General features: G+C 67.2%; 22 protein-coding genes. 19 read left to right on the forward strand and 3 right to left on the reverse strand.

Annotated features, from left to right (window positions below):
* Positions 1-58: 58 nt before the first annotated feature.
* Entirely contained in the window at positions 59-553 is a 495-nt protein-coding gene (locus tag QUS11_00460; protein ID MDM7991765.1) for a hypothetical protein, read from the reverse strand.
* Between the two features lie 32 nt (positions 554-585).
* Complete coding sequence (locus QUS11_00465) at positions 586-1,269, reverse strand: HAD family hydrolase (protein MDM7991766.1); 684 nt, start codon at positions 1,267-1,269, stop codon at positions 586-588.
* Between the two features lie 112 nt (positions 1,270-1,381).
* On the opposite strand from QUS11_00465, the gene hydG reads away from it, so the two are divergent.
* Positions 1,382-2,839 carry a [FeFe] hydrogenase H-cluster radical SAM maturase HydG gene (hydG, locus tag QUS11_00470; protein MDM7991767.1) on the forward strand — a complete coding sequence of 486 codons (1,458 nt, stop codon included), beginning with the start codon at positions 1,382-1,384 and terminating at the stop codon, positions 2,837-2,839.
* Positions 2,836-3,096 carry a hypothetical protein gene (locus QUS11_00475; protein ID MDM7991768.1) on the forward strand — a complete coding sequence of 87 codons (261 nt, stop codon included), beginning with the start codon at positions 2,836-2,838 and terminating at the stop codon, positions 3,094-3,096. The genes hydG and QUS11_00475 overlap by 4 nt, the downstream gene beginning before the upstream one ends.
* Here the strand turns inward: QUS11_00475 and QUS11_00480 are convergent.
* The gene (locus QUS11_00480; GenBank protein ID MDM7991769.1) at positions 3,093-5,111 is read right to left on the reverse strand and encodes a urocanate hydratase; all 2,019 of its coding nucleotides are present in this window, start codon (positions 5,109-5,111) and stop codon (positions 3,093-3,095) included. The genes QUS11_00475 and QUS11_00480 overlap by 4 nt on opposite strands.
* 126 nt (positions 5,112-5,237) lie before the next feature.
* On the opposite strand from QUS11_00480, the gene QUS11_00485 reads away from it, so the two are divergent.
* From QUS11_00485 to QUS11_00565, 17 genes are all read left to right on the forward strand, one after another.
* Complete coding sequence (locus QUS11_00485) at positions 5,238-5,858, forward strand: nitroreductase family protein (protein ID MDM7991770.1); 621 nt, start codon at positions 5,238-5,240, stop codon at positions 5,856-5,858.
* A 38-nt stretch (positions 5,859-5,896) separates the two neighbouring features.
* Positions 5,897-6,226: a cupin domain-containing protein gene (locus QUS11_00490; protein MDM7991771.1), complete on the forward strand. Its 330-nt coding sequence runs from the start codon at positions 5,897-5,899 to the stop codon at positions 6,224-6,226.
* Positions 6,227-6,588: 362 nt separating this feature from the next.
* Positions 6,589-6,969, forward strand: a complete 381-nt coding sequence (locus tag QUS11_00495) for a hypothetical protein (GenBank protein MDM7991772.1) — start codon at positions 6,589-6,591, stop codon at positions 6,967-6,969.
* Between the two features lie 34 nt (positions 6,970-7,003).
* Complete coding sequence (aqpZ, locus tag QUS11_00500; GenBank protein MDM7991773.1) at positions 7,004-7,696, forward strand: aquaporin Z; 693 nt, start codon at positions 7,004-7,006, stop codon at positions 7,694-7,696.
* A gap of 165 nt (positions 7,697-7,861) precedes the next feature.
* Positions 7,862-9,682: a bifunctional homocysteine S-methyltransferase/methylenetetrahydrofolate reductase gene (locus QUS11_00505; protein ID MDM7991774.1), complete on the forward strand. Its 1,821-nt coding sequence runs from the start codon at positions 7,862-7,864 to the stop codon at positions 9,680-9,682.
* 28 nt (positions 9,683-9,710) lie between these two features.
* On the forward strand, positions 9,711-10,256 hold the full coding sequence (locus QUS11_00510; GenBank protein MDM7991775.1) for a hypothetical protein: 546 nt from the start codon (positions 9,711-9,713) through the stop codon (positions 10,254-10,256).
* Positions 10,244-12,631 (forward strand): homocysteine S-methyltransferase family protein, encoded by a 2,388-nt coding sequence (locus QUS11_00515; protein MDM7991776.1) that lies wholly within the window; start codon positions 10,244-10,246, stop codon positions 12,629-12,631. Before QUS11_00510 ends, QUS11_00515 begins: the two co-directional genes overlap by 13 nt.
* The gene (locus QUS11_00520) at positions 12,628-13,764 is read left to right on the forward strand and encodes a glycosyltransferase (GenBank protein ID MDM7991777.1); all 1,137 of its coding nucleotides are present in this window, start codon (positions 12,628-12,630) and stop codon (positions 13,762-13,764) included. The genes QUS11_00515 and QUS11_00520 overlap by 4 nt, the downstream gene beginning before the upstream one ends.
* Positions 13,761-14,441 (forward strand): hypothetical protein, encoded by a 681-nt coding sequence (locus QUS11_00525; GenBank protein MDM7991778.1) that lies wholly within the window; start codon positions 13,761-13,763, stop codon positions 14,439-14,441. The genes QUS11_00520 and QUS11_00525 overlap by 4 nt, the downstream gene beginning before the upstream one ends.
* The gene (locus tag QUS11_00530; GenBank protein MDM7991779.1) at positions 14,438-15,493 is read left to right on the forward strand and encodes a hypothetical protein; all 1,056 of its coding nucleotides are present in this window, start codon (positions 14,438-14,440) and stop codon (positions 15,491-15,493) included. The genes QUS11_00525 and QUS11_00530 overlap by 4 nt, the downstream gene beginning before the upstream one ends.
* The gene (locus QUS11_00535) at positions 15,480-16,211 is read left to right on the forward strand and encodes a hypothetical protein (protein ID MDM7991780.1); all 732 of its coding nucleotides are present in this window, start codon (positions 15,480-15,482) and stop codon (positions 16,209-16,211) included. The genes QUS11_00530 and QUS11_00535 overlap by 14 nt, the downstream gene beginning before the upstream one ends.
* 12 nt (positions 16,212-16,223) lie before the next feature.
* The gene (locus QUS11_00540; protein ID MDM7991781.1) at positions 16,224-16,949 is read left to right on the forward strand and encodes a YebC/PmpR family DNA-binding transcriptional regulator; all 726 of its coding nucleotides are present in this window, start codon (positions 16,224-16,226) and stop codon (positions 16,947-16,949) included.
* A gap of 20 nt (positions 16,950-16,969) precedes the next feature.
* Positions 16,970-17,437, forward strand: a complete 468-nt coding sequence (gene ruvC, locus QUS11_00545; GenBank protein ID MDM7991782.1) for a crossover junction endodeoxyribonuclease RuvC — start codon at positions 16,970-16,972, stop codon at positions 17,435-17,437.
* Positions 17,434-18,030 carry a Holliday junction branch migration protein RuvA gene (gene ruvA, locus QUS11_00550; protein ID MDM7991783.1) on the forward strand — a complete coding sequence of 199 codons (597 nt, stop codon included), beginning with the start codon at positions 17,434-17,436 and terminating at the stop codon, positions 18,028-18,030. Before ruvC ends, ruvA begins: the two co-directional genes overlap by 4 nt.
* Positions 18,027-19,061, forward strand: a complete 1,035-nt coding sequence (gene ruvB / locus QUS11_00555) for a Holliday junction branch migration DNA helicase RuvB (GenBank protein MDM7991784.1) — start codon at positions 18,027-18,029, stop codon at positions 19,059-19,061. Before ruvA ends, ruvB begins: the two co-directional genes overlap by 4 nt.
* 20 nt (positions 19,062-19,081) lie before the next feature.
* Entirely contained in the window at positions 19,082-19,624 is a 543-nt protein-coding gene (locus QUS11_00560; protein ID MDM7991785.1) for an epoxyqueuosine reductase QueH, read from the forward strand.
* Positions 19,625-19,699: 75 nt separating this feature from the next.
* On the forward strand, positions 19,700-21,499 hold the full coding sequence (locus QUS11_00565) for a T9SS type A sorting domain-containing protein (protein MDM7991786.1): 1,800 nt from the start codon (positions 19,700-19,702) through the stop codon (positions 21,497-21,499).
* Positions 21,500-21,550: the final 51 nt, after the last annotated feature.

Here is a 21,550-nt window from a genome sequence, read left to right on the forward strand (position 1 = left end):
GTTGGGGGGGGCGGCCCCGGCCGGGCGGCCCCCCCTCTTCGCAATCGGACAGGATGATCTAGAAGTAGATGCCGGCCTGGGCCGAGAGCCACATGTCGTCGAAGTCCATCCAGTGGAGCTTGCCGGAGAGCTCGAGCTTCGTCCCTCCCAGCGGGAGAGTGGTGCCGAGATTGCCGTAGGCGCCGAGGTCGCTCTCGCTGGCCTCGACATCCCCCGAGGGGGTGCTCCAGCTCGCGCTGTAGGCGTCGAGCTCGAGCCCGCCGCCGTAGAACACGGTGCCGCTGTAGGTGCGGAGGCCTGCCATCACGGGGATGATGTGCCCTGAGTAGTCGTCGATGTCCAGGTCGGGCTGGAGGAAGACATAGCCCAGGCTGGCCTCGATGGCGAACATCGGCATGTGCATGAGGAACTGCCCGCCTATCTCGGGGCAGGTGTTGTAGGCATCGCCGGCGTCACCGGTCGGGAAGAAGAGCCCGCCGTGGATGCCGAACTCCGAGTAGCCCGCGAAGGCCGAGAATGCGGCCAGGATGGACAGCAGTACCGCCAACCTCATGTTCCCCTCCTGAAGCCGGCTGCGCCGGCCCGTTACTCCCGGAAGCCCGGGAGGCCTGGCAGATCCCTCAGGCCGGTTATCCTCGCGATCCACCGGCCCGAGGGTGCGAACACCCCGTCGGGTCTGAAGTACACGAAATCGATGCCGGCGGCCTGCGCGCCGGCCATGTCGCTTGCCGCACCGTCGCCTACCACGACGGCATCCTCCTTCGAGGAGGACAGGAGTTTGAGGGCAGCCCGGAAGAAGGCCGGGTCGGGCTTGGCCATCCCCACCTCGCAGCTTATCACGAGAGCGTCGAAATACTGCATCAGTCCGGCATCCGCGAGGCGCGCCCTCTGCACGGGCCCCAACCCGTTGGACACGGCCGCCAGCCTGCGCCCGGGCCTGACCGCCTCGAGGGTCTCGAGCGCGCCGTCGATCAGCCCGTGCTGTCGCGAAAGGGCCCGGAAGAAGGCGTCGAGGAAGACCGGGCAGTCGACCCTGTCACGGAGCGGGAAGATGGAGCGCAGCGAGGGATCGCTAGTGGCCGGCGCCCCGGGTCTGCAAGCCTCGATGGCCTGGACCGGATCGGAGTCGAGGAAGGCCAGGAGAGCGTTGCCGACGGGGTCCGGCGCCTCGAGGCCGAATTCGGAGAGGCTCTCGTCTAGGGCGGCCCGGCGCGCCCCGGCATAGTCGAGGAGCGTGCCGTCGAGATCGAACAGAACGGTCTTCCACACGGCGCCCCTCCTCCCGTCGAAGCGGGAACCCGCGCCCCGACGGCCACATTATATTACACTGGTCAGGCAGCGGCATGGTGCCACGAAGTCAGCACCCGAACGGCGGTTATCGATGAGCGGCGACGCATGGGTCTCGGGGGTGATACGTTCCGCCGAGGACGAGAAGTATCTCGAGAACGGCAGGGACTTCGTGGACGAAGCCCTGATCGGGTCGGAACTCGAACACAATTCCAGCCCTGATCCCGCGAGGATCGGCGACATCATAGACAAGTCCCTGTCCCTGGCGCGTCTCGATCCCTCCGAGACGGCCGCGCTGCTGAACTGCCGGGACGAGGGGCTCTGGCAGCGGATGTACGAGGCCGGTCTGAAGGTGAAGCAGTCTGTCTACGGGCGCAGGATAGTCTTCTTCGCCCCGCTCTACGTATCCAACTACTGCGTGAACAACTGCGAGTACTGCGGATTCAGGAGCTCGAACCGGGAGACGCAGAGGTCGAGCCTCACCGACGGGCAGCTCCGCGAAGAGATCCTCGCCCTGATACGGAAGGGCCACAAGCGCCTCGTGATGGTGTACGGCGAGCACCCGCGCTCGGGGGCCGACTTCATCGCCCACACGATCCGCCTCGCCTACTCGGTGAAGGAGGGCGGCGGAGAGATCCGCAGGGTCAACGTGAACGCCGCGCCCCTGTGCGTCGACGACTACAGGAAGCTCAAGGAGGTGGGCATCGGGACGTACCAGGTCTTCCAGGAGACCTACCATCCCGCCACCTACCGGAGGCTCCATCCCGCCGACACAGTCAAGGGCGACATGAGATGGCGCCTCTACGCCCTCCACAGGGCCCAGGAGGCCGGCATAGACGACGTGGCGATCGGCGCCCTCTTCGGGCTCTACGACTACAGGTTCGAGGTCATGGCACTGCTTCTCCACACCATGAGCCTGGAGAAGTACTTCGGAGGCGTGGGTCCCCACACCATCAGCTTCCCGAGGCTCGAACCGGCTCTGAACACCCCGTACACCGAGAACCCCGCACACCGCGTCAGCGACGAGCAGTTCAAGAAGCTCGTCACGGTGCTGCGGCTCTCGGTGCCGTACACCGGCCTGATCCTGACGGCGCGCGAGCCGGCGGAGATCAGACGAGAGGTCATCCCGGTGGGCGTCACGCAGATCGACGCCGGGTCGAACATCGGCATAGGCGGCTACTCGTCGGGCACGATCAAGGGCGAGAAGCAGCAGTTCATGCTGTCCGACCCGAGGTCCCTGGACGAGGTCGTGGGCGAGCTGGTGGACATGGGCATGATCACGAGCTTCTGCACCGCCGACTACAGGTGCGGGCGCACCGGCGGCTGCTTCATGGGCTTCTCGAAGTCCGGAAAGATCCAGGGCTTCTGCATGCCCAACGCCGTGCTGACCTTCGCCGAATACCTGCTCGACTACGCTTCGCCCGCTACGAGGGAGAAGGGCTGGGTGCTCCTCGAGAAGGAGCTGGAGTCCCTCCCGGTCGACGGGCCGCGCGAGATCGTGGCGGGATACCTCGAACGCATCAAGGCGGGGGAGAGGGACCTCTACCTGTGAGCGCACCGTCCCGGGAGGAGCTCGAACAGGCCGCGGGGCTGCTCGAGCATGACCACCCGGGGCTCCACGTCAGGTTCGCGCGCGTGATGGGCAGGAGGCTCTCGCATCTCGCGGGAAGCGCCTCCCCCGAACCAGGTCCTCAGGTCCTGGTGAACCTGGATGACGGCCTCGCGGCCGTGATTTCCGGCAGAATCCCCTTCGAGGGGGAGGAGCTGGAGGCCGCTGTCAGGTCCGCGCTCGGGAGGGCCTCCCCCTAGACGCCGTCCAGGGCCGCGGACACCGCTTTCGGGTCGGCGGGCACGGGCAGCGTGACCCGCATGGCCCCGTCAGACTCCATTGCTCGCGATACTGCGAACACCGCGCCGGGGTTCCTGGCCCAGGCCCTCCTCGCGAGGCCGTTGGCCACGTCCCACGACAGCATGGAGGAGGCTCTGCGCGACGCCTCCGGCGATCCGTCGAGCAGCAGGCCGAACCCTCCGTTGGTCACTTCGCCCCAGCCCACGCCGCCGCCGTTGTGCAGCGACACCCAGGTCGCGCCCCTGAACGAGTCTCCGATCACGTTCTGTACAGCCATGTCGGCGGTGAACGAGCTGCCGTCCCTGATGTTAGCGGTCTCGCGGTATGGCGAGTCCGTCCCTGAGACGTCGTGGTGGTCGCGCCCGAGGACTATCGGGCCGGAGACGACCCCACGGGCAACGGCGTCGTTGAAGGCCAGCGCGATCCCGATCCTACCGGGATGGTCGGCGTACAGGATCCTCGCTCTCGAACCCACCACCAGCCGGTTCACCTTCGCCTGCCTGATCCACAGGAGGTTGTCCAGGAGCTGCTGCCGGGTCTCCGGAGGGGCTTCCGAGGCCATCCCCGAGAGCACCTCGCCGGCGATGCGGTCGGTCGCGTCGAGGTCGTCGTCGCTGCCCGAGCAGCAGACCCAGCGGAAGGGGCCGAAGCCGTAGTCGAAGCAGACCGGGCCCATGATGTCCTCGACGTACGATGGATACGAGAAGGAGCCGTCCTCCCCGAGGATGCCCTCGGCGCCGGCTCTCGAAGCCTCGAGCAGGAATGCGTTTCCGTAGTCCCAGAATGCCATGCCGGCCCCGGCGACCCTGTTGATCGCCGCCACCTGCCTGCGGAGCGATGCGCCGACCGCCTCCCTGAATCCGGCAGGATCGGCCGTCATCATCAGGTTCGACTCCTCGAACGAGAGACCGGCGGGGTAGTAGCCTCCGGTGTACGGCGCGTGCAGGGAAGTCTGGTCGCTGCCGAGGTCGACGGGGCAGCCTTCGGCGGCCAGCCTCTCCCAGAGGTCGACGACGTTGCCCAGGTAGCCCAGGGACAGGGCCTCGCCCGACGCCCGCGCCTTCTCCATCCTGGCCATGATCCTGTCCAGGTCGTCGTCGGATTCCATCAGCCAGCCCTGGTCCTGCCTCTTCCGGAGGGCCGACCCGTTCACCTCCGCCACGACGCAGACGGCACCCGCTATCACCGCGGCCTTTGCCTGGGCTCCGCTCATCCCGCCCAGGCCGGATGTCACGAAGACCTTCCCCGAGAGGTTCCTGCCGGGTTCGAGCCCGAGATAGAGACGGCCGGCGTTCAGGAGGGTGATGGTCGTGCCGTGCACGATGCCCTGGGGGCCGATGTACATGAAGCTGCCCGCGGTCATCTGGCCGTAGGATGTCACTCCGAGGGCGGACATCCTGTCGTAGTCCGCCCTGGACGAATAGTTGGGTATGACCATCCCGTTGGTGACCACCGCTCGGGGCGCGTCGGGATGCGACGGGAAGAGGCCCATGGGGTGTCCCGAGTAGAGCGCGAGGGTCTGCTCTCCCGTCATCTCCGACAGGTACTGCATCGTGAGCAGGTACTGCGCCCAGTTCTGGAATACGGTGCCGTTCCCGCCATACGTGACCAGCTCGTACGGATGCTGCGCCACGGCCGGGTCGAGGTTGTTCTGGATCATCAGCATGATCGCGGCGGCCTGACGGCACTTCGCGGGGTACTCGCCGATGGGGCGGGCCTTCATCTCGTATGACGGCCTGAAGCGGCGCATGTAGATCCGCCCGTCCACCGCCAGTTCGCGGGCGAACTCCGGCGCGAGCCTGCCATGCCACTCTGCGGGGAAGTAGCGGAGGGCGTTGGCGAGGGCCAGCTCCCTGCCCCTCCTGTCGAGCACCTGCGGCCTGGCCGGGGCGTGGCTGATCCCGGGGGCCTCGGGGGGCATGTCCGGAATCGACGCCGGGATGCCCTGCCTTATCTCATCCGCGAATGCGGTCATTTCGGGCCTTTCTTTCTCGGGTCCGTCTCCCTGCCGGGGAAACCTAATCCAGCCCGGGTTCCCATGCCAGACCACCGGCCCCATAGTCGGAGGGAAGGTGCCGATCTGCTAAAAAGGGAGGTCGAAGTGTCCGGGTCCCCGTCTGTGAAGATGGCCTCGTCGGATCACCCCATCCATGCACTAGTAGCGGAGAGGTGGAGCCCGTACGCGTTCGACTCCGGGCCGGTTCCGGATGCCGACCTGGAATCCCTGTTCGAGGCCGCAAGATGGGCGCCTTCGGCATACAACGAACAGCCCTGGAGATACATCGTCGCGAGGCGGGCGGATCCGGAGCATTTCGAGAAGGTGCTGTCATGCCTGGTCGACGGCAACAGGGTCTGGGCGGCCTTCGCCCCGGTGCTGGCCCTCGGCGTGGCATCCCGCCGCTTCTCGCGCAACGGCAGGGAGAACGGCACCGCCCTCCACGACCTCGGCCTCGCATCGGCCAACATCCTCGTCGAGGCGACCTCGCGCGGGCTGTTCGTGCACCAGATGTCCGGCATACTCCCCGACAGGGCACGAGAGCTGTTCGGCATCCCCGAGGGCTTCGACGCGATCACCGGGATGGCAGTGGGCCGACCCGGCCACCCCGGCGGGCTCCCCGCCGATCTAGCCTCGCGCGATCTGGAGCCGAGGGTGAGGAACCCGCTGGCCAGGTTCGTTTTCGGTGCGCACTGGGAGGAGCCTGCAGCCTTCCTGGAGGCCTGAGGCGTCCGGATGGTTCCTTTCGACGGGAGGAGATGGAAATGGGAGATGGAGAGGGCGGGATCGTTCCCGTGACGAGGCTGGCCGGCCTGGTGGAGTATCAGGAGGGATCGGTCGTCAGCCGCGAGCTGGTGAGGAAGCAGGCGGGCACCGTGACCGTGTTCGCCTTCGATGCCGGACAGGGGCTCAGCGAGCACACAGCCCCCTTCGACGCCATCGTCGACGTCCTCGAAGGCGAGGCCGAAGTGAGCATCGGCGGGATACCGCACATGGTAGGTGCCGGCGAATTCATCGTCATGCCCGCGGGCAGGCCGCACTCGCTCTCCGCCGTGGAACGCTTCAAGATGCTGCTGGTGATGATAAGGGGGTAGCATGGTGACAAGCCGTGCAACACCCCGGGAATCACCGGAACGGATCGCGGGCCGGCGGGGACCGGGAGGAGCGGCCGGGTTCCTCGTGCTCGCCGCGGCCTTTGCTATCGCTGCAGCGGCATTCCTCGTGAACCCGGCGAGCCGTCCGCTGGGGCGCGGGGCCGACCCCGCGGGACGGGACGGCAACCGCCGCGGGGGAGATGCACGGAGGGGCGATGAGGAGTGTTCTTGACACCGCGCTGGTGCTGGCCGATGTTGAATCTACATGGTCCCGCCACCCCGGCCACTGCATATCCCCGCGCTGCCGGGATGACCGGCCGAACAGCCGATAGCACCTTCAACCGTCTCGAAAGGAGAGATCGATGGCCGGGGAGAACGGAAGACACGGCTGCCTGACGGTCTGGCTGCTCCTCCTGCTGCTGTGGAACCTCGTCCTTATCCTGACCTACACGGGATGCAACATGGTGCAGTGGTTCGGCGACGTGGGCGAGCCCTTCGGCTGGTACTTCCCGATCATGATCGGGCTGGCCGTGGCAAGCCTGGTCTGCGTGATGGCGATCTTCAGGTGGAGGAAGTGGGGCTTCTGGGGCCTGCTCATCATCAGCGCCGTGAAGGTCGTTCTCGAAGTCATGGCCGGTGGCACCGGCTTCGCGGTCCTTTCCGGCGTCGTGTTCTCGATGCTGATCCTCTACGGGGTCCTGCACATAGGGAGCGGGAACAAGGGCTGGCCGCAGCTCAGGTAGCATCCCCGCCCACAGTGGAGATGGAGGGAGCATCATGAAGAAGCTGGGTGCGGAGTTCTTCGGGACCTTCTGGCTGGTCCTGGGAGGCTGCGGCAGCGCAGTACTGGCCGCGGGCGTCCCCGGGGTCGGCATCGGATATCTCGGCGTAGCGCTCGCGTTCGGCCTGACCGTGGTCACCATGGCCTATGCCATCGGCCACATCTCCGGGTGTCACCTGAACCCTGCCGTTTCGATAGGCCTGTGGGCCGGGGGCCGCTTCCCGGCGAAGGACCTCCTTCCGTACATCGCCTCCCAGGTCCTCGGCGCCATAGCTGCAGGTGGAGTGCTCTTCCTCATCGCGAGCAGGACCGCGGGGTTCGACGTGACCGCCGGTTTCGCGTCGAACGGATTCGCCGCCCACTCGCCACAGGGATATTCCATGGGGGCCGCGCTCATCTGCGAAGTGGTGATGACCATGATGTTCCTGCTGGTCATCATGGGTGCGACCGACAAGCGGGCGCCCCAGGGCTTCGCACCTCTCGCGATCGGCCTCACGCTGACGCTGATCCACCTGATCAGCATCCCCGTGACGAACACCTCGGTGAACCCCGCGCGCAGCACCGGGGTCGCCGTATTCCAGGGCACCTGGGCCCTCGAGCAGCTCTGGCTGTTCTGGGTCGCGCCCATCATCGGCGCGGTAGCAGGTGCGTTCGTCTACAGGTTCGTGGGGGGCAGAGCCGAGAAGTAGCGGCGTCACCCCGGGGGACGACGGGTCCGGGCCATCCGCGGCCCGGACCTTTCTTTCCGCCCTCTTCCGGGCAGGCTTGCGGAGGTACGCGGCGATGCACATAAAGCCGGGTATCGTCCGGACGGCAGGGGACCGGAACCGGGCAACACGATGACGGAGGACGGCTTGGGCGGATTCCTCGACAGGCTCGCAGAGAGGCGCGCCATCGTCTTCGACGGGGCGATGGGTACGCTGCTCTACCAGCGCGGGGCGGCGGGCGGGAGCTGCTACGACGAGCTCAACCTGTCCAATCCGGACATCGTCGCAGGGATCCACAGGGACTACGTCCTCGCGGGCGCCGAGGTCATCACCACCAACACATTCGGTGCGAACCCCGTGGTGCTCGAGAAGTACTTCGGACTGGGCTCCGCAACGGCCGAGATCAACAGGGCCGGGGTGGGGATCGCCCGGGCCGCTTCGGGCGGGGCCATGGTGGCGGGCTCGGTCGGCCCGGTCACGAGGCCGGCAGAGGCGCTCGACGATATGACCCCGGAGCTTATGGAGCAGGCCTTCGGAGTGCAGCTCCGGGCTCTTCTGGGCGCCGGGGTCGATCTCGTGATCTTCGAGACGTTCAACGACCCGCGTGAACTCGCGGCGGCACTGGATGCGCTGGATGCCGCGGGAGGGGCCCCGTCCGTGGCCATGCTCACCTTCCTCGAGGGCGGACAGACGATCGGGGGGCTCCATCCCCTGCACGCCGGGCATGCACTGGACGAGCTCCCGGCCGATGTCGTTGGGGTCAACTGCGGCACCGGGCCCATGGACATGCTGAAGGTGATCCAGAAGATAGCGCAGGCCACCGGCAAGCCGGTCTGCGCCATGCCCAACGCCGGGGTCGCGAGGTTCGAGGGCGGGAGGTTCACATACCCACGCAATCCCGAGCACATCGGCTTCTACTCGTCCCGGATGGTGGCCGCCGGATGCTCGATAGTGGGCGGATGCTGCGGCACGACGCCCGAGCATGTCTCGGCCGTCGCTAGGGCCGTGCGCGGCGCGACCCCCGGGAACCGCAGGCGCGTGAGCGTGCAGCTGTCGCACGACGATTCCGCGGATGCGGCGCCCCCGGTCGTGGAGACCACCCTCAAGAGCATGCTCGGCAGGCGGTTCGTCACGAGCGTGGAGGTCGACCCTCCCAGGGGACCCGACTCGAAGAAGCTCCTCGAGAGGCTCCGGAAGCTCAAGGGCCTGGGGGTGGACGCCGTGAACGTCTCGGACGGCCCGATGGCGAGGCTCCGCATGTCCCCCTCCGCCTTCGCATCCATAGTGAGGAGGGAGCTGAACCTGGAGGTCGTGATCCATGCGACCTGCCGCGACAAGAACATCCTCGCCCTGCAGTCCGACCTGCTCGGGCTCTCCGCAACGGGTCTGAGGAACATCCTCGCTCTCTCCGGCGACCCTCCCAGCATCGGCGACTATCCGTTCGCCACCGCCGTCTACGACGTCCGTTCCGAGGGCCTTGTCAGGATGGTGGACTCCCTGAACCGGGGCCGCGACGTCCTCGGGAACAGGCTGAACGGCCCGGCCGGGATCTTCTGCGGAGCCGGGGTGCCGTCATCGCCGGCCGATCATGCGCAGGAGCTGACCGCCCTGGAACGCAAGACCAGGTCCGGCCTGGGCTTCGTGCAGACGCAGCCGGTCTTCGACCTCGAAGGCTTCGCCCGTTTCCATCCGGAGCTCAGGAAGCACGGTCTGCCGGTGATCGCCGGGCTGATGCCCGTGCTGACCGCCGGAGGCCTCGACTACCTCGCGAACGAGGTGCCCGGGATGAGCATCCCTCCGGAACTCCTGGAGTCGATGAGGAGCGCCGGAGGGGAGGAGGCCGAGGCTGCCGCCGGAATCTCGTTCGCGAGGGGCGTTCTCGAGGGGCTGAGGGACATGGGTGTCGACGGAGTCTGCATCATGCCCGCCCTCAACGGCTACGATGTCGTCGAATCACTGCTCTGCTGAGCGGCCGGAGCCCCGGCTCACGCAGCGCATGGTCCTCCTCCGGCTCGGCTACAGGCCCGGGATGCCCGCCGGAGACTGGGCCGTGCGCGCCGGGGAGGCGGTCGGGAAGATCCTTGGTCTGATGGAACCGGCGTGCGAGCGCGAGCACATGGATGTCGTCGATGTGTCGACCTCCGGCGTGGGGCTCCGGGATGTGCGTTTCGAGAGCGCCTGCCTGGCGGCCCGTCTCGAGGGATGCACCGCCTGCACGGTCTTCCTCGCCACTCTCGGTCCGCGCGTGGACGAGGAGATAGACGCGCTCGCCCGCACCCCTTCGATGCAGGCCGTCCTCGACGCCGCGGCCTCGGAGGCAGCCGAGGCCTGCGCCAGGTGGATCCAGCGCCGCGAGGCGGAGCTGGCCCTTTCGGCCGGAGCCAGGACGATGCACAGGTTCAGCCCGGGCTACGGCGATTTCTCGCTGGGTTACCAGCGCTGGTTCACCGGACGGTTCCCTTCGCTGGGGGTCCGGGTAGAGACTTCCGGCATGATGGTGCCGAGGAAGACGGTATCGGGGGTGATCGGATGGAGGCTCTGATAGACAGGTTCGGGGGTCGTGTCCTGGTGGCGGACGGCGCCATGGGCACTCTTCTCTCGGGGAGCGGGCACTCCGGTTCCGCACTCCCGGAGGAGATCCTGCTGGAGGATCCCGACAGGGTGCGGGACGCCCACCGCGAGTATGCCGCGGCCGGAGCCGACATCCTCGTGACGGACACCTACGGCGCGGGCAGGCTCAAGCTCTCCGAGTTCGGCCTGGAGTCGAGGCAGCGCGATATCGTGGATCGGGCCGTATTCGCAGCGCGGTCAGGGGCTTCCGGACGGAACTGCCTGGTCGCCGGCTCGATCGGCCCGCTGGGGAGCTTCCTCGCACCTTTCGGACCGGTCCGCCCGGCCGAGGCCTCGGCCTGCTTCAGGGAGCTCGCGGAACTGCTGGTGCAGTGCGGCGTCGATCTGATATTCCTCGAGACCTTCACCGACATCCGCGAGCTGAGGCTGGCCGCCTCGGCGGTCAGGGAGGCCGGCCCGCGGCTGCCTATCCTCATGAGCATGAGCTTCGAGAGAAACGCGAGGACGGTGACCGGCACGCCCGCCGAAGTGCTAGCCGACGTCTCCGGGGCGTTCGGCCCCGGCATGGCGGGGGTCAACTGCGGAGCCTCCCTCCCGGACAACGAGGCTGCCGCGCTCGCCCTCCTGGCACATTCGAGCCTTCCCGTGTGCTACATGCCCAACGCCGGGATCCCGACCGTCAGGGACGGCGTAACGACATGGGCCGCCACCCCCGGCGACCTGGCGGGCTCGGCCGTCCGGGTCTGCGAAGCCGGGGCGTCCGTGGCGGGGAGCTGCTGCGGGTCGACCCCCGAGCACACCAGGGCCATCGCGGAAGCACTTTCCGGAATGCCGGCCGCCCGGACGAGGCCGCGCAGGGTCTGCTCGATCTCCTCCAGGACCTCGAGGCTGGTCTTCGGCGGCGGGGGCTTCCTGATCGCCGGCGAGAGGATCAATCCCACCGGGCGAAGGGCGCTGGCATCATCTATACGGAGCGGTTCCACAGGGGTGCTCAGGCGGTCGGCCGCGCGGCAGGCCGCCGCCGGCGCGAACCTGCTCGACCTCAACGTCGGCGTGGGCGACCCGGGGCTCGAAGCCTCGTTCATGCCGGGAGCCGTCGCGGCCCTGGACGGAGTGCCGGGGCTCCCGCTGTTCATCGACAGTCCCCTGCCCGGAGTCGTCGCATCGGCGCTGCCCGAATACCCGGCACGGGCCTTCGTCAATTCGATACCCTGCATCCCGTCGAGGCTAGAAGCCGAGCTCCCTCTCGTGAAGAAGCACGGGGCGGGATTCGTGGCGCTGCTGATGGATGCGCACGGAGTCCCCGACACCGCCGGGGGCAGGATCGCGCTGCTCGGGGAGATGCTGGCCGCCGCCCGGGCTTTCGGACTCGGTGTCGAGGACGTGATCGTGGACCCCGTGGTCCTCTCCGAGGCTGCGTCACCCGGGGCTGCGCTCGTGACTCTGGAGACCCTGCGCCGCATCAGGAGCGAGTACGGCCTGGAAACCATCGTCGGGCTGAGCAATGTCTCCTACGGCCTCCCCGCGAGGAGTGCCGTGAACAGGGCATTCCTGACCCTGGCCGTGGAGGCCGGCCTCTCGGCTGCGATAATGGACCCGCTGGATTCCGATGGTGGCCTGCTGCCGTCGGCAGCCCGGCTGCTCATCTCGCCGGGCGAAGGCTTCGCGGGGTTCACCGGGCTCGCCACCGGCTGCGCGCCCGCCATGGAGCCGGCACCCCGCCCGGACGCGGACGGACCCACGATCGAGGAGGCCATCGCTGGGGGCGATGCCGCTTCCGCGGTGGAGGCGGTCGAAAGGGCCCTGAAGGACACGGACCCGTCCGGGCTCGTGGCGTCGGTGCTGGTGCCCGCGGTGACCAGGCTCGGGACGGAGTACGAGCAGGGCAGGATCTTCCTGCCCATGCTGCTGGCGGGCGCGGAGGCGGTCGAGGCATGCTTCGGCGCCATCCGGAGGATCTCGGGCGGATCGGCCTGCCGGGGGACCGTCCTCATGGCCACCGTCGAGGGCGACGTTCACGACATCGGCAAGAACATCGTCGCCGCAATCCTGGCCGGGCACGGCTGGAGGATCGTGGATCTCGGCAGGAACGTCCCGGCAGGGGTGATCGTAGAGGCGGCCCTTCGCGAGAAGCCTGATGCAGTCGGCCTGAGCGCGCTGCTGACCCCCAGCCTTCCCGTCATGGCGGCCGCAGTCGCACTGCTGCGGGAGAGACTCGATCCCGTGCCGCCCATACTCGTGGGTGGAGCCGTGGTCACCGAGGGGTTCGCCCGGGGCATAGGCGCCGTCTACGGCAGGGACGGGGTCCAGGCCGCGAGGATCCTGGACGGAGGAAGCCCGTCATGAGCCCGGCCGGGCCCATGCGCATCGTCATCAGCAACTCGATGATGACCTGGGGAGGCGGCGAGAACTGGAGCCTCACCGCCGCCGCCGGGCTGGCCGGGAGGGGACACGACGTCATCCTGGTCTGCCGGCCGGGAAGCTCACTGGAAGAGAGGGCCCTGGCCGGGGGCGGCCTCCGTGTGGAGGCGATCCCCATCCGGGGCGACTTCAGCCCCCGGTCGGTCTTCCGGGCGGCATCCCTCTTCGCCGGGCACGGGACACAGGTGGCCTGCTGCAATCTCGACCGCGAGGTCAGGAGCCTCGGGATCGCCGCGAGGATGGAGGGAGTGGTCTTCATCCGCCGCAGGGGCAGCGACTACGGCTTCAAGAACAGCCTCAGGTACAGGATCTCCTACAGCCGCCTGGTGGACGGCGTCATGGTGAACAGCGACTCCACGATGAACAGCATCCTTTCGAAGAACAGGTGGCTTCCGAGGGGAAAGCTCCGGAGGATATACAACGGCATCGACACCGGGCGGTTCGTTCCGGACCCCGTGGCCGGAGCCCGGTTCAGGGCATCGGCGGGCCTGGGGGAGGGCGATCTCGTCGTAGGCATCGCGGGCTCGCTCCTTCCCAGGAAGAGGCACGGAGTCCTGTTCGAGGCATGTTCCGGACTGGTGGGGACCTTCCCCGCGATGAGGCTGCTCGTGGCCGGTCCCGCGCCGACTGCGCGGCACAGGATGGAGACCGAGGAGGCCGCCTCGAGGGCGGGTGTCCTCGACAGGACGGTCTTCACCGGCCCCGTAGACGACATGGTGGGATGCTACAACTCGATGGACATGCTCTGCATGCCCTCGATCAACGAAGGATTCGGCTACGCGGCAGCCGAAGCGATGTCCTGCGGGAAGCCCGTGATCGTCTCCGACGCCAGCAGCCTGCCGGAGGTCGTCGGCCCCGACGGCATGATATTCCCGGTGGACGATGCCGCCGCTCTCGGGGGATATGTCTCCAGGCTCGCCGGCGATCCCGGGATCAGGGCCGAGGCCGGGAGGCGCGCGAGGAACCGCGTGGTCGAAGTGTTCTCCATCGACAGGATGCTCGACGGCATCGAGGCGTACTTCTGGGAGATGATCGCGAAGAGGGGCGGGGGGGCATGAAGACTTCCTGCAGCCAGTGCGGCGCCGGGCTGAGGGTGCTCAGGAGGGAGTTCTTCCTGAGATGTCCGTACTGCGGCGCACGCATGCTGTTCGAGATCCCGGGCAGGATCCTGATGATATCCTCTCCTTCGATCGGCGAGGACTCCCTCCGCAGGCTGCTCCCCGGAGTGGGCATCGATGCGGTCGAACTGATCTACTACCCCTACCGCGAGATCCCGGGGGCGGGCCTCGAGGCTGCGTTCTCGCAGCCCGTGCCCGATCTCGAGGGCTACCGGCCTCCCTCCGGCGCCATGACGGTCCTGTCGGAGAACGATGCCTCGCCCGAACAGCTCATGCCGCCGGCGGGCGAAGGCGCTGAGAATACCGGTTCCGAAGCCTCGACGATCGTCTACCATCCCTTCTTCCGGGTCCGGACACAGGACAGGGGGATTCCCGAGACGCTCCTCGTCGACGCGGTGAGCGGGCTCCCCGTCGGCGGCGCACGAGCAGCGTCGAATCAAGTCAGGCTGCCTTCGGCCAGTTTCGTCGAAGCCCTGATCGCCCTCTCCCTCCTGTCGGGAGCGGTCTTCGCGGCGGCGAGGCTTGCGGGCGCCGGGCTTCAGGGCGGCCTCGAGGCCTCCCTGGTCGCATGCATCGCGGGATGCGCCCTCTACATCCGCTTCAGGATCCTCCGGTGACCGGTCCCAGGGCCCTCTCCTGCCCGGCCTGCGGCGGTCTTCTCGACTTCAGGGAGGGAGACGTAGAAGGGTCATGCCGCCACTGCGGCACCAGGGTCAGGAGGACCGACGCAGTCGTCAGGCTGCTCAGACCCTCTGCCATGGACGGGACCGGAGCCCTCAGGGCCGTGAGGCGTCTTCTCGAGGGTCCGAGCATACGGCGCGGGGCGCTCTCCAGGGCGAGGGTGGCCAGACCGAGGCTCTTCTACGTGCCGTTCTGGCATGTCTCGGCCCAGGTCACGGGTTTTGCGTTCGGGCTGGAGCCGGTATGGGAGGAGCAGGAGCTGCCCGTGGCCACCGACACCGAGCAGGGCGGCGACAACATGTCCGTCTTCGGGAAGACGCGGACCGTCCGGATCAGGAAGGGTGCGAAGGCCGTCTCCCGCGAGATCAGGGTGTTCGGGAGCGTGAACGTCAGCGCCGCAGACCTTGAGCCCCTCGGCATCCCGTCGATGGGGGAGGACGCCCAGCTCTCGATGACCGGCCTCGAGATACAGCGGAACGAACTCCCGGAGGGCCTCGAGGTCCTCGACTCCCGGTCGGCCGGAGAGGGTGTCCTCGTCGACCCTTCTATGCCCCTGAGCCAGGCGGTCGCGAGCGCCGACAGGTACTTCGAGCGGCTGGCCGGGGGATCGGCGAGAGCGCTGGAGCAGCGGTGGACGTGGCACGCCATCACCTGCCGCCGCGTGCGTCTTGTCTTCTACCCTCTCTGGGTGGTCGATTTCCAGTGCGGCGGCTCTCCCTACCGGGCGGTCCTCGATGGAGCGTCCGGAAAGGTCATCAGGGGAATCCTTCCCGGCAGGAGGCGCGACATCAACATCCTGGCCTCGATCGTGGCCGCCCTCTGGGCCGCCTGCCTGCCCTTCGTCCTCTCCTCCCTGGACGGCGGTTCCGCTCTGCGGGGCTGCGGGTCGGTCACGCTCCTGGCCGGCGCGATGCTGGGACTGGGCACCTGGAAGCTCATGGACATGCTCGACTCCGTGAGCAGGAAGGGCAGCGATGTCGTGGTCTGAGAGGGAGATGACCAGCCTCGCCTGCGGGCTCTGCGGAACCGGCCTCACGGGGCTGCCCGACGATATCCTGCTCTACTGCCGCGGCTGCGATTCGGTCTGGAGCATCGAGTCGGGCTGCCCGGAGAAGGTGGCCCTGTCGGTGCTCCCCTCGCCGGAGGAACCGGCCCTGCACCTGCCGTTCTGGCTGGTCGAAGTATCGGTCGAGCGGGGCGGCATCCTCGTCAGGGACGAGAACTGCCCGGCCCGGATCGAGTTTCCCAGGGAACTGGACACTTCGGCCGAGAGAGGCCTGGAGTTCGTCGAGACGAAGCCGTACTCGACGAAAGCCGCCGTGCCGGCCTTCGCGTGCGACCGGGCTGCCGGATTCGGCTCCCTCCTGTCGTCGATCCTCGGAACCATGGAGGGCCGGCCGCACCCGGTCCGCTGCCTGGCCGGAGGTGTCATGTCCGGGCGTGAGGCCCGCGAGACTGCCCATGCCGTCCTGATCGCGGGGCTCAGGCGCGACAACCCCGGCCTGGCCCGCGTGGACCTCGTGACGGAGACATCCGCACCCTCTCTCGCCGCAGTGGGTTTCGACCCCGTCGAGCGCGGCCTCCGGCTTGCAGGAACGCGCTTCGTACTGCCATATACGGCCCTGGCGGATGCACGGGCGCTCCTGTGTTTTTCCGGTCACCGGATGCAGTCTTCAACAACTGATTTTACCGGCCATCTTCCATGAAATGAGGGAATCATGTCGGGACACAACAAATGGAGCACGATCAAGCACAAGAAGGGCAAGGCCGACGCCGTCCGAGGCGCGCTCTTCAGCAAGCTGGTCAAGGAGATCACGGCTTCGGCGCGCGAAGGCGGCGGCGATCCCAACATGAACGCCCGTCTCAGGGTGGCCGTGGATGCCGCCAAGGCCAGCAACATGCCTGCCGACAACATCGAGAAGGCCATCAAGAGGGGCACCGGCGAGATCGAGGGCGTTGTCTACGAGGAGATGCAGTACGAGGCCTACGGCCCCGGCGGAGTGGCCATCCTCATCGATGTCCTCACCGACAACAAGAACAGGGCTGCCGCCGAGATCCGGCACATGCTGACGCGCGGAGGCGGCAGGCTGGGAGCCAAGAACAGCGTCGCCTACCACTTCACCAGCCGCGGCCAGATCTTCGTCGATGCGAGGAAGTACGACGAGGAGAAGGTGATGGAGGCCGGGCTCGAGGCCGGCGCCGAGGACATCCAGTCCGAGGACGACACCATCATCGTCGTGACCAGCCCGGCCCAGCTCTACAACGTCAAGGAGAGCCTCGAGAAGGCCGGCATCACAGTGGACGGGGCCGAATCCACCAAGGTGGCCGACAACGTGGTCGTGCCGGACAGGAAGGAGGCCGAGCAGGCCGCCCGGCTGCTCGAGATGCTCGAGGAGCACGACGACGTCCAGGCGGTCCACACGAATCTGGAGATGCCGGAATAGGTTCTACCGGCGGGATCGTCCTGGGTGTCGATCCGGGCCTCGAGATCACCGGATACGGTCTGATCGGGTCCGCGGGAGGGAGAGCGGTGCTGCTGGAGGCGGGAACCATCCGGACCCGCCGGAGCGCACCTCTGCCAGATCGCCTGAAGGAGCTCTACGAGGGACTTTCCTCCGTCATCGAAGGCTTTTCGCCGGAAGTGATGGGCATGGAGGAGATCTACTCCCATTACGCCCACCCGGCCACCGCCATCGTCATGGGGCATGCCAGGGGTGTACTCTGCCTCGCGGCCGCCGTCAGGGGCATACCCGTGACCGCACTCCAGGCCACGCTGGTCAAGAAGCTCGTCACCGGGAACGGCAGGGCTGGCAAGGAGCAGGTTTCCGGCATGGTCAGGCATCTCCTCGGCATCAGGGAGGAGATCAGGCCTCCCGACGTCACCGACGCTCTCGCCGTGGCCATCGCGCTCATGGAACGGGGGGAGCCTTGATCGAGCGCATCCGCGGAACCGTCGAGTCGATCGACGACGGAGGGCTCGTCCTGGGGACGGGCAGCCTCTCGGTGCGCCTGCTGGCATCACGGAACCTCACGTCCAGGCTCGTGCCAGGGCGCGTCGAGGATCTGCCGGTACAGCTCGTGGTCCAGATGGAGGGGAGCAGGGTACTGCCGATGTGCATCGCGTTCGACGACGAAGTCGAACGGGAGGTCTTCGAGGCCCTCGTATCTGTCTCCGGGGTGGGCGCCAGAGCCGCGGTGAAGGCTCTTGCCAGGCCGGCTTCGGAAATAGCTTCGGCCGTCGTGGCAGGGGACGAGAGATTCCTCTCGACCCTTCCCGGCATCGGAAGGGCGAGAGCCAGGCAGATAATCGCCGCTCTCCAGGAAAAGCTGTCCAGGACCCATTCGCCGTCGGCTCCGCCAGGCGACGCCGCCTCGGAGGCCAGGCTCGTGCTTGCTCAGCTCGGAATCAATCCGTCCGAAGCTGATGTGCTCATCTCCCGGGCCGCGGAGGCCCTCGGCGAAGAGGCCTCCCGCCGGTCATCCGACCTCGTGCGTGAGGCCATGAGGATCAGGGGTACGAGATGACGCGCCAGTCCGTGGTCTCCGGGGAGGTTCAGAACGGCGAGGAGGCAGTGCTCTGCACCCTCAGGCCGAGGCTCCTCTCGGAGTACGTCGGGCAGGGCATGGTCGTCGAGAACCTCGGGATAGCGATAGAGGCCGCCAGGGGCAGATCCGAGCCGCTCGACCACATCCTCCTCCACGGCCCCCCGGGGCTGGGCAAGACCACGCTTGCGCACGTGATCGCTGCGGAGATGGGCGCCGAGATAACTACGACATCCGGGCCGGCCCTCGAGAGAGCCGCCGACCTGGTGGGCATCCTGACCAACATGCGGGAGGGCGGGGTCCTCTTCATCGACGAGATACACAGGCTGCCGAGGGTGGTCGAGGAATACCTGTACCCCGCGATGGAGGACTTCGAGATAGACTTCGTCCTCGATCCCGGCCCGCACGCCAGGACCGTCAAGCTGGGGCTCTGCCGCTTCACGATCGTGGGCGCCACCACCAGGGCCGGACTCCTCACGGGTCCGCTCAGGAACAGGTTCGGCCTCGCGCTCCACCTGGACTTCTACAGCGTCGACGATCTCGCATCCATCATCCTGAGGTCCTCGGGCATACTTGGGGTTTCCATCGATGCGGACGCCGCCGCCATGGTGGCCTCAAGGTCGAGGGGCACGCCGCGTGTGGCGAACCGCCTCCTGCGGAGGGTCAGGGACTTCGCCCAGGTGTCGGGCAGGCAGGGCATCGACGCGGACTCGGCCCTCGAGGCCATGGAGATCAACGGCGTCGACGAATGCGGGCTCGACGCGCTCGACCGCAAGTACCTCGGTATAGTGATCGGGCGCTACTCTTGCGGCCCGGTGGGCATATCCGCCATCGCCGCCACCCTGAACGAGGAATCGGACACCCTGATGGACGTGGTCGAGCCTTATCTCCTCTCCGAGGGTTTCATCATCAGGACGAGCCGCGGGCGGTGCGCCACCGCCAAGGCCTGCAGGCATATGGGCCTCGAGTGGACTGGGAGGGCCGACATGTTCTCGCAGGAGGCCGGACGCTGATCAGGAGGCTGCTCCTCCACGTGTGCTGCGCCCCGTGCATGACGGTCACCGAACCTTTCCTGGGGGAACAGGGCTTCGAGTCCACGGCCTTCTTCTACAATCCGAACATCCATCCCTGGCGGGAGTGGAAACGCAGGCTGGACACCCTGGGGGAATGGGTGTCCCGGACCGGCACCCCTCTCGTCGTCGACTACTCGTATCCGCTGGAGGAGAACGTCTCGATGCTCATCGGGTCGGAGCCGAGATGCGCCGCGTGCTTCTCCGACCGCCTGTCGAAGGCGGCATGCAAGGCCTTCGAATGCGGATGCGACTCGTTCTCCACGACGCTCATGCTGAGTCCCTATGCAGACCATGCACTCCTCCGGGCGGCGGGGGAGGAGGTCTCGGCCCGCACGGGCGTGCCGTTCGTCTACATTGATCTGAGGCATCTCTACGGCAGGTCCGTCGAGCTTTCGAGGGCCGCGGGGCTCTACCGCCAGCCATATTGCGGATGCATCTTCAGCGAGAGGGACAGGTTCGCGCGCGGAAGCCCCGGCCCCGCCTCGCTCGGAGCATCTTCCTGAAGGATTGCCACTGGCCGGATTCTTGCAGATATTGACATGGCTGCCAGCATAAATCAATCGGAGTGGAGGGTCCCGATGAAAAGATTGTGTCTGTTCACCATGCCGTTGTTGCTCATGAGCGGTTCGCTCTGGGCCAACATCGAGAGCCAGACCAACTGGGAGGGCGGGCCGGGGGTCGCCGGACCCGTCAGCGCCTGGGGTGATCATTTCTACCTCGGCACCGACCTCGACTGGGATACCGAGCCCGGCCAGCTCAAGCTGGTCATCGACCAGGGCGAGAACGTGATCGATCCCTCCGTCAACGGCGCCTACGGCTGCGACCTCGTGGACATCGACCAGGACGGCGACCTCGACATGGCCGGGTGCTCCTACTACGACGACTACGTCCACTGGTGGAAGAACAACGGCGCCGGCGAATCCTGGACGGAGTACACGGTCGGGACCATCAACGGCCCCGTTTTCGTCAAGGTGGCCGACATCAACATGGACGGCGCCCGCGACATCGTGGTGGCGGCGGCCGATGCCAACCAGATCGTATGGTACAGGAACAACAGCGGCGGCACGAGCTGGACGGCCACCGTCCTGGAAACCGACTTCGACGCCAGGCAGATCAGCCTCTCCGACTTCGACGGCGACGGCGACCCTGACATCGTGGGCGTGTCCAGCGAAACCGGCGACGTGGTCTGGTGGAGGAACAGGGTCAACCAGAGCCTCCCCTGGATCAAGACGTACATCGACGGCTCACTCCTCGGCGCATACGCCTGCGACACCGGCGACATCGACAACGACGGCGACATCGACGTTTTCTGCACCTCCACGTACTACGGGTCGATCGTCCTCTACACCAACGATCTCCAGTACACCGGCTCCTGGATCAAGTCGACGGTGGCAACCGGGCTCTCCAACCCTTACTCCATAGCAGTAGCCGACGTCGATTCCGACAACTCGTTCGAGGTCGTGTCGGCCAACTGGGCGGGCATCAGCTTCTATGACTACTCCGGGAGCAGCTGGACCGCCAACACCATCGACGCCACGGTCACCAACGTCACATCGGTGGTCGAGGTCGACATGGACGGCGACGGCGACATGGACCTCGCCTCATGCAGCAGCGGCTCGTCCGACGACGTCTACTGGTACCAGAACCTGCCGGGCACCTCATGGGAGAAGAGCCTGGTAGACGGCGACTTCCAGGGCGGCATCTTCGTGGTCGCAGGCGATGTCGACGACGACGGAGTGCCCGACGTGGCCGGCGCCGCGACCGACGAGGACAGGATTAGCTGGTGGAGGATAGGCGGGTTCACGAGCCCCGGCGTCCTCTACTCCTCGATCTACCAGGTCGACCAGGTCGGCTACTGGCAGCAGATGGGCTGGAGCCTGGATCAGCCTGCAGGCACGTCGATCTACTTCAACCTCAGGGCCTCCGACAATCCGTCCGCGATGGGCTCGTGGAGCCCCAACATCAGCGGCACGAACCCGAGCAGCATCATCGGCCTCCTCGAGGATGGCACGGGCTACCTGCAGTACCGGGTCACGCTGCAGACCACCAATCCCTATGCCACGCCGTCCCTCAAGGACCTGTACGTCTACTGGAGCCCGACCGGAATAGAGGAGGAGGAGGGCGGCAGCATGCTGTCCGTAGCGTCCTCCAATCCGTCGTTCGGCCCCGTCGAGCTGGTATGGACCCTCGAGAACGCCGGCAACGCCGTCCTCACGATCTACGACACGACCGGCAGGCTGGTGCGCGAGGTGGAGAACGGCTGGTTCGAGGCCGGAGAACACTCCACGACGGTCGAGGGGCTCCCAGCGGGCGCCTATGCCGCCTGCCTGCAGGGCAGCGGCTTCACCGCCCTCCACAGGGTCGTGGTGCTCGACTGACGATCCTCCGCAAAAGGGAATGGGCGGGCTCCGGCCCGCCCATTCCACATC

The sequence above is a fragment of the Candidatus Fermentibacter sp. genome (assembly GCA_030373045.1).
Taxonomy (GTDB): domain Bacteria; phylum Fermentibacterota; class Fermentibacteria; order Fermentibacterales; family Fermentibacteraceae; genus Fermentibacter.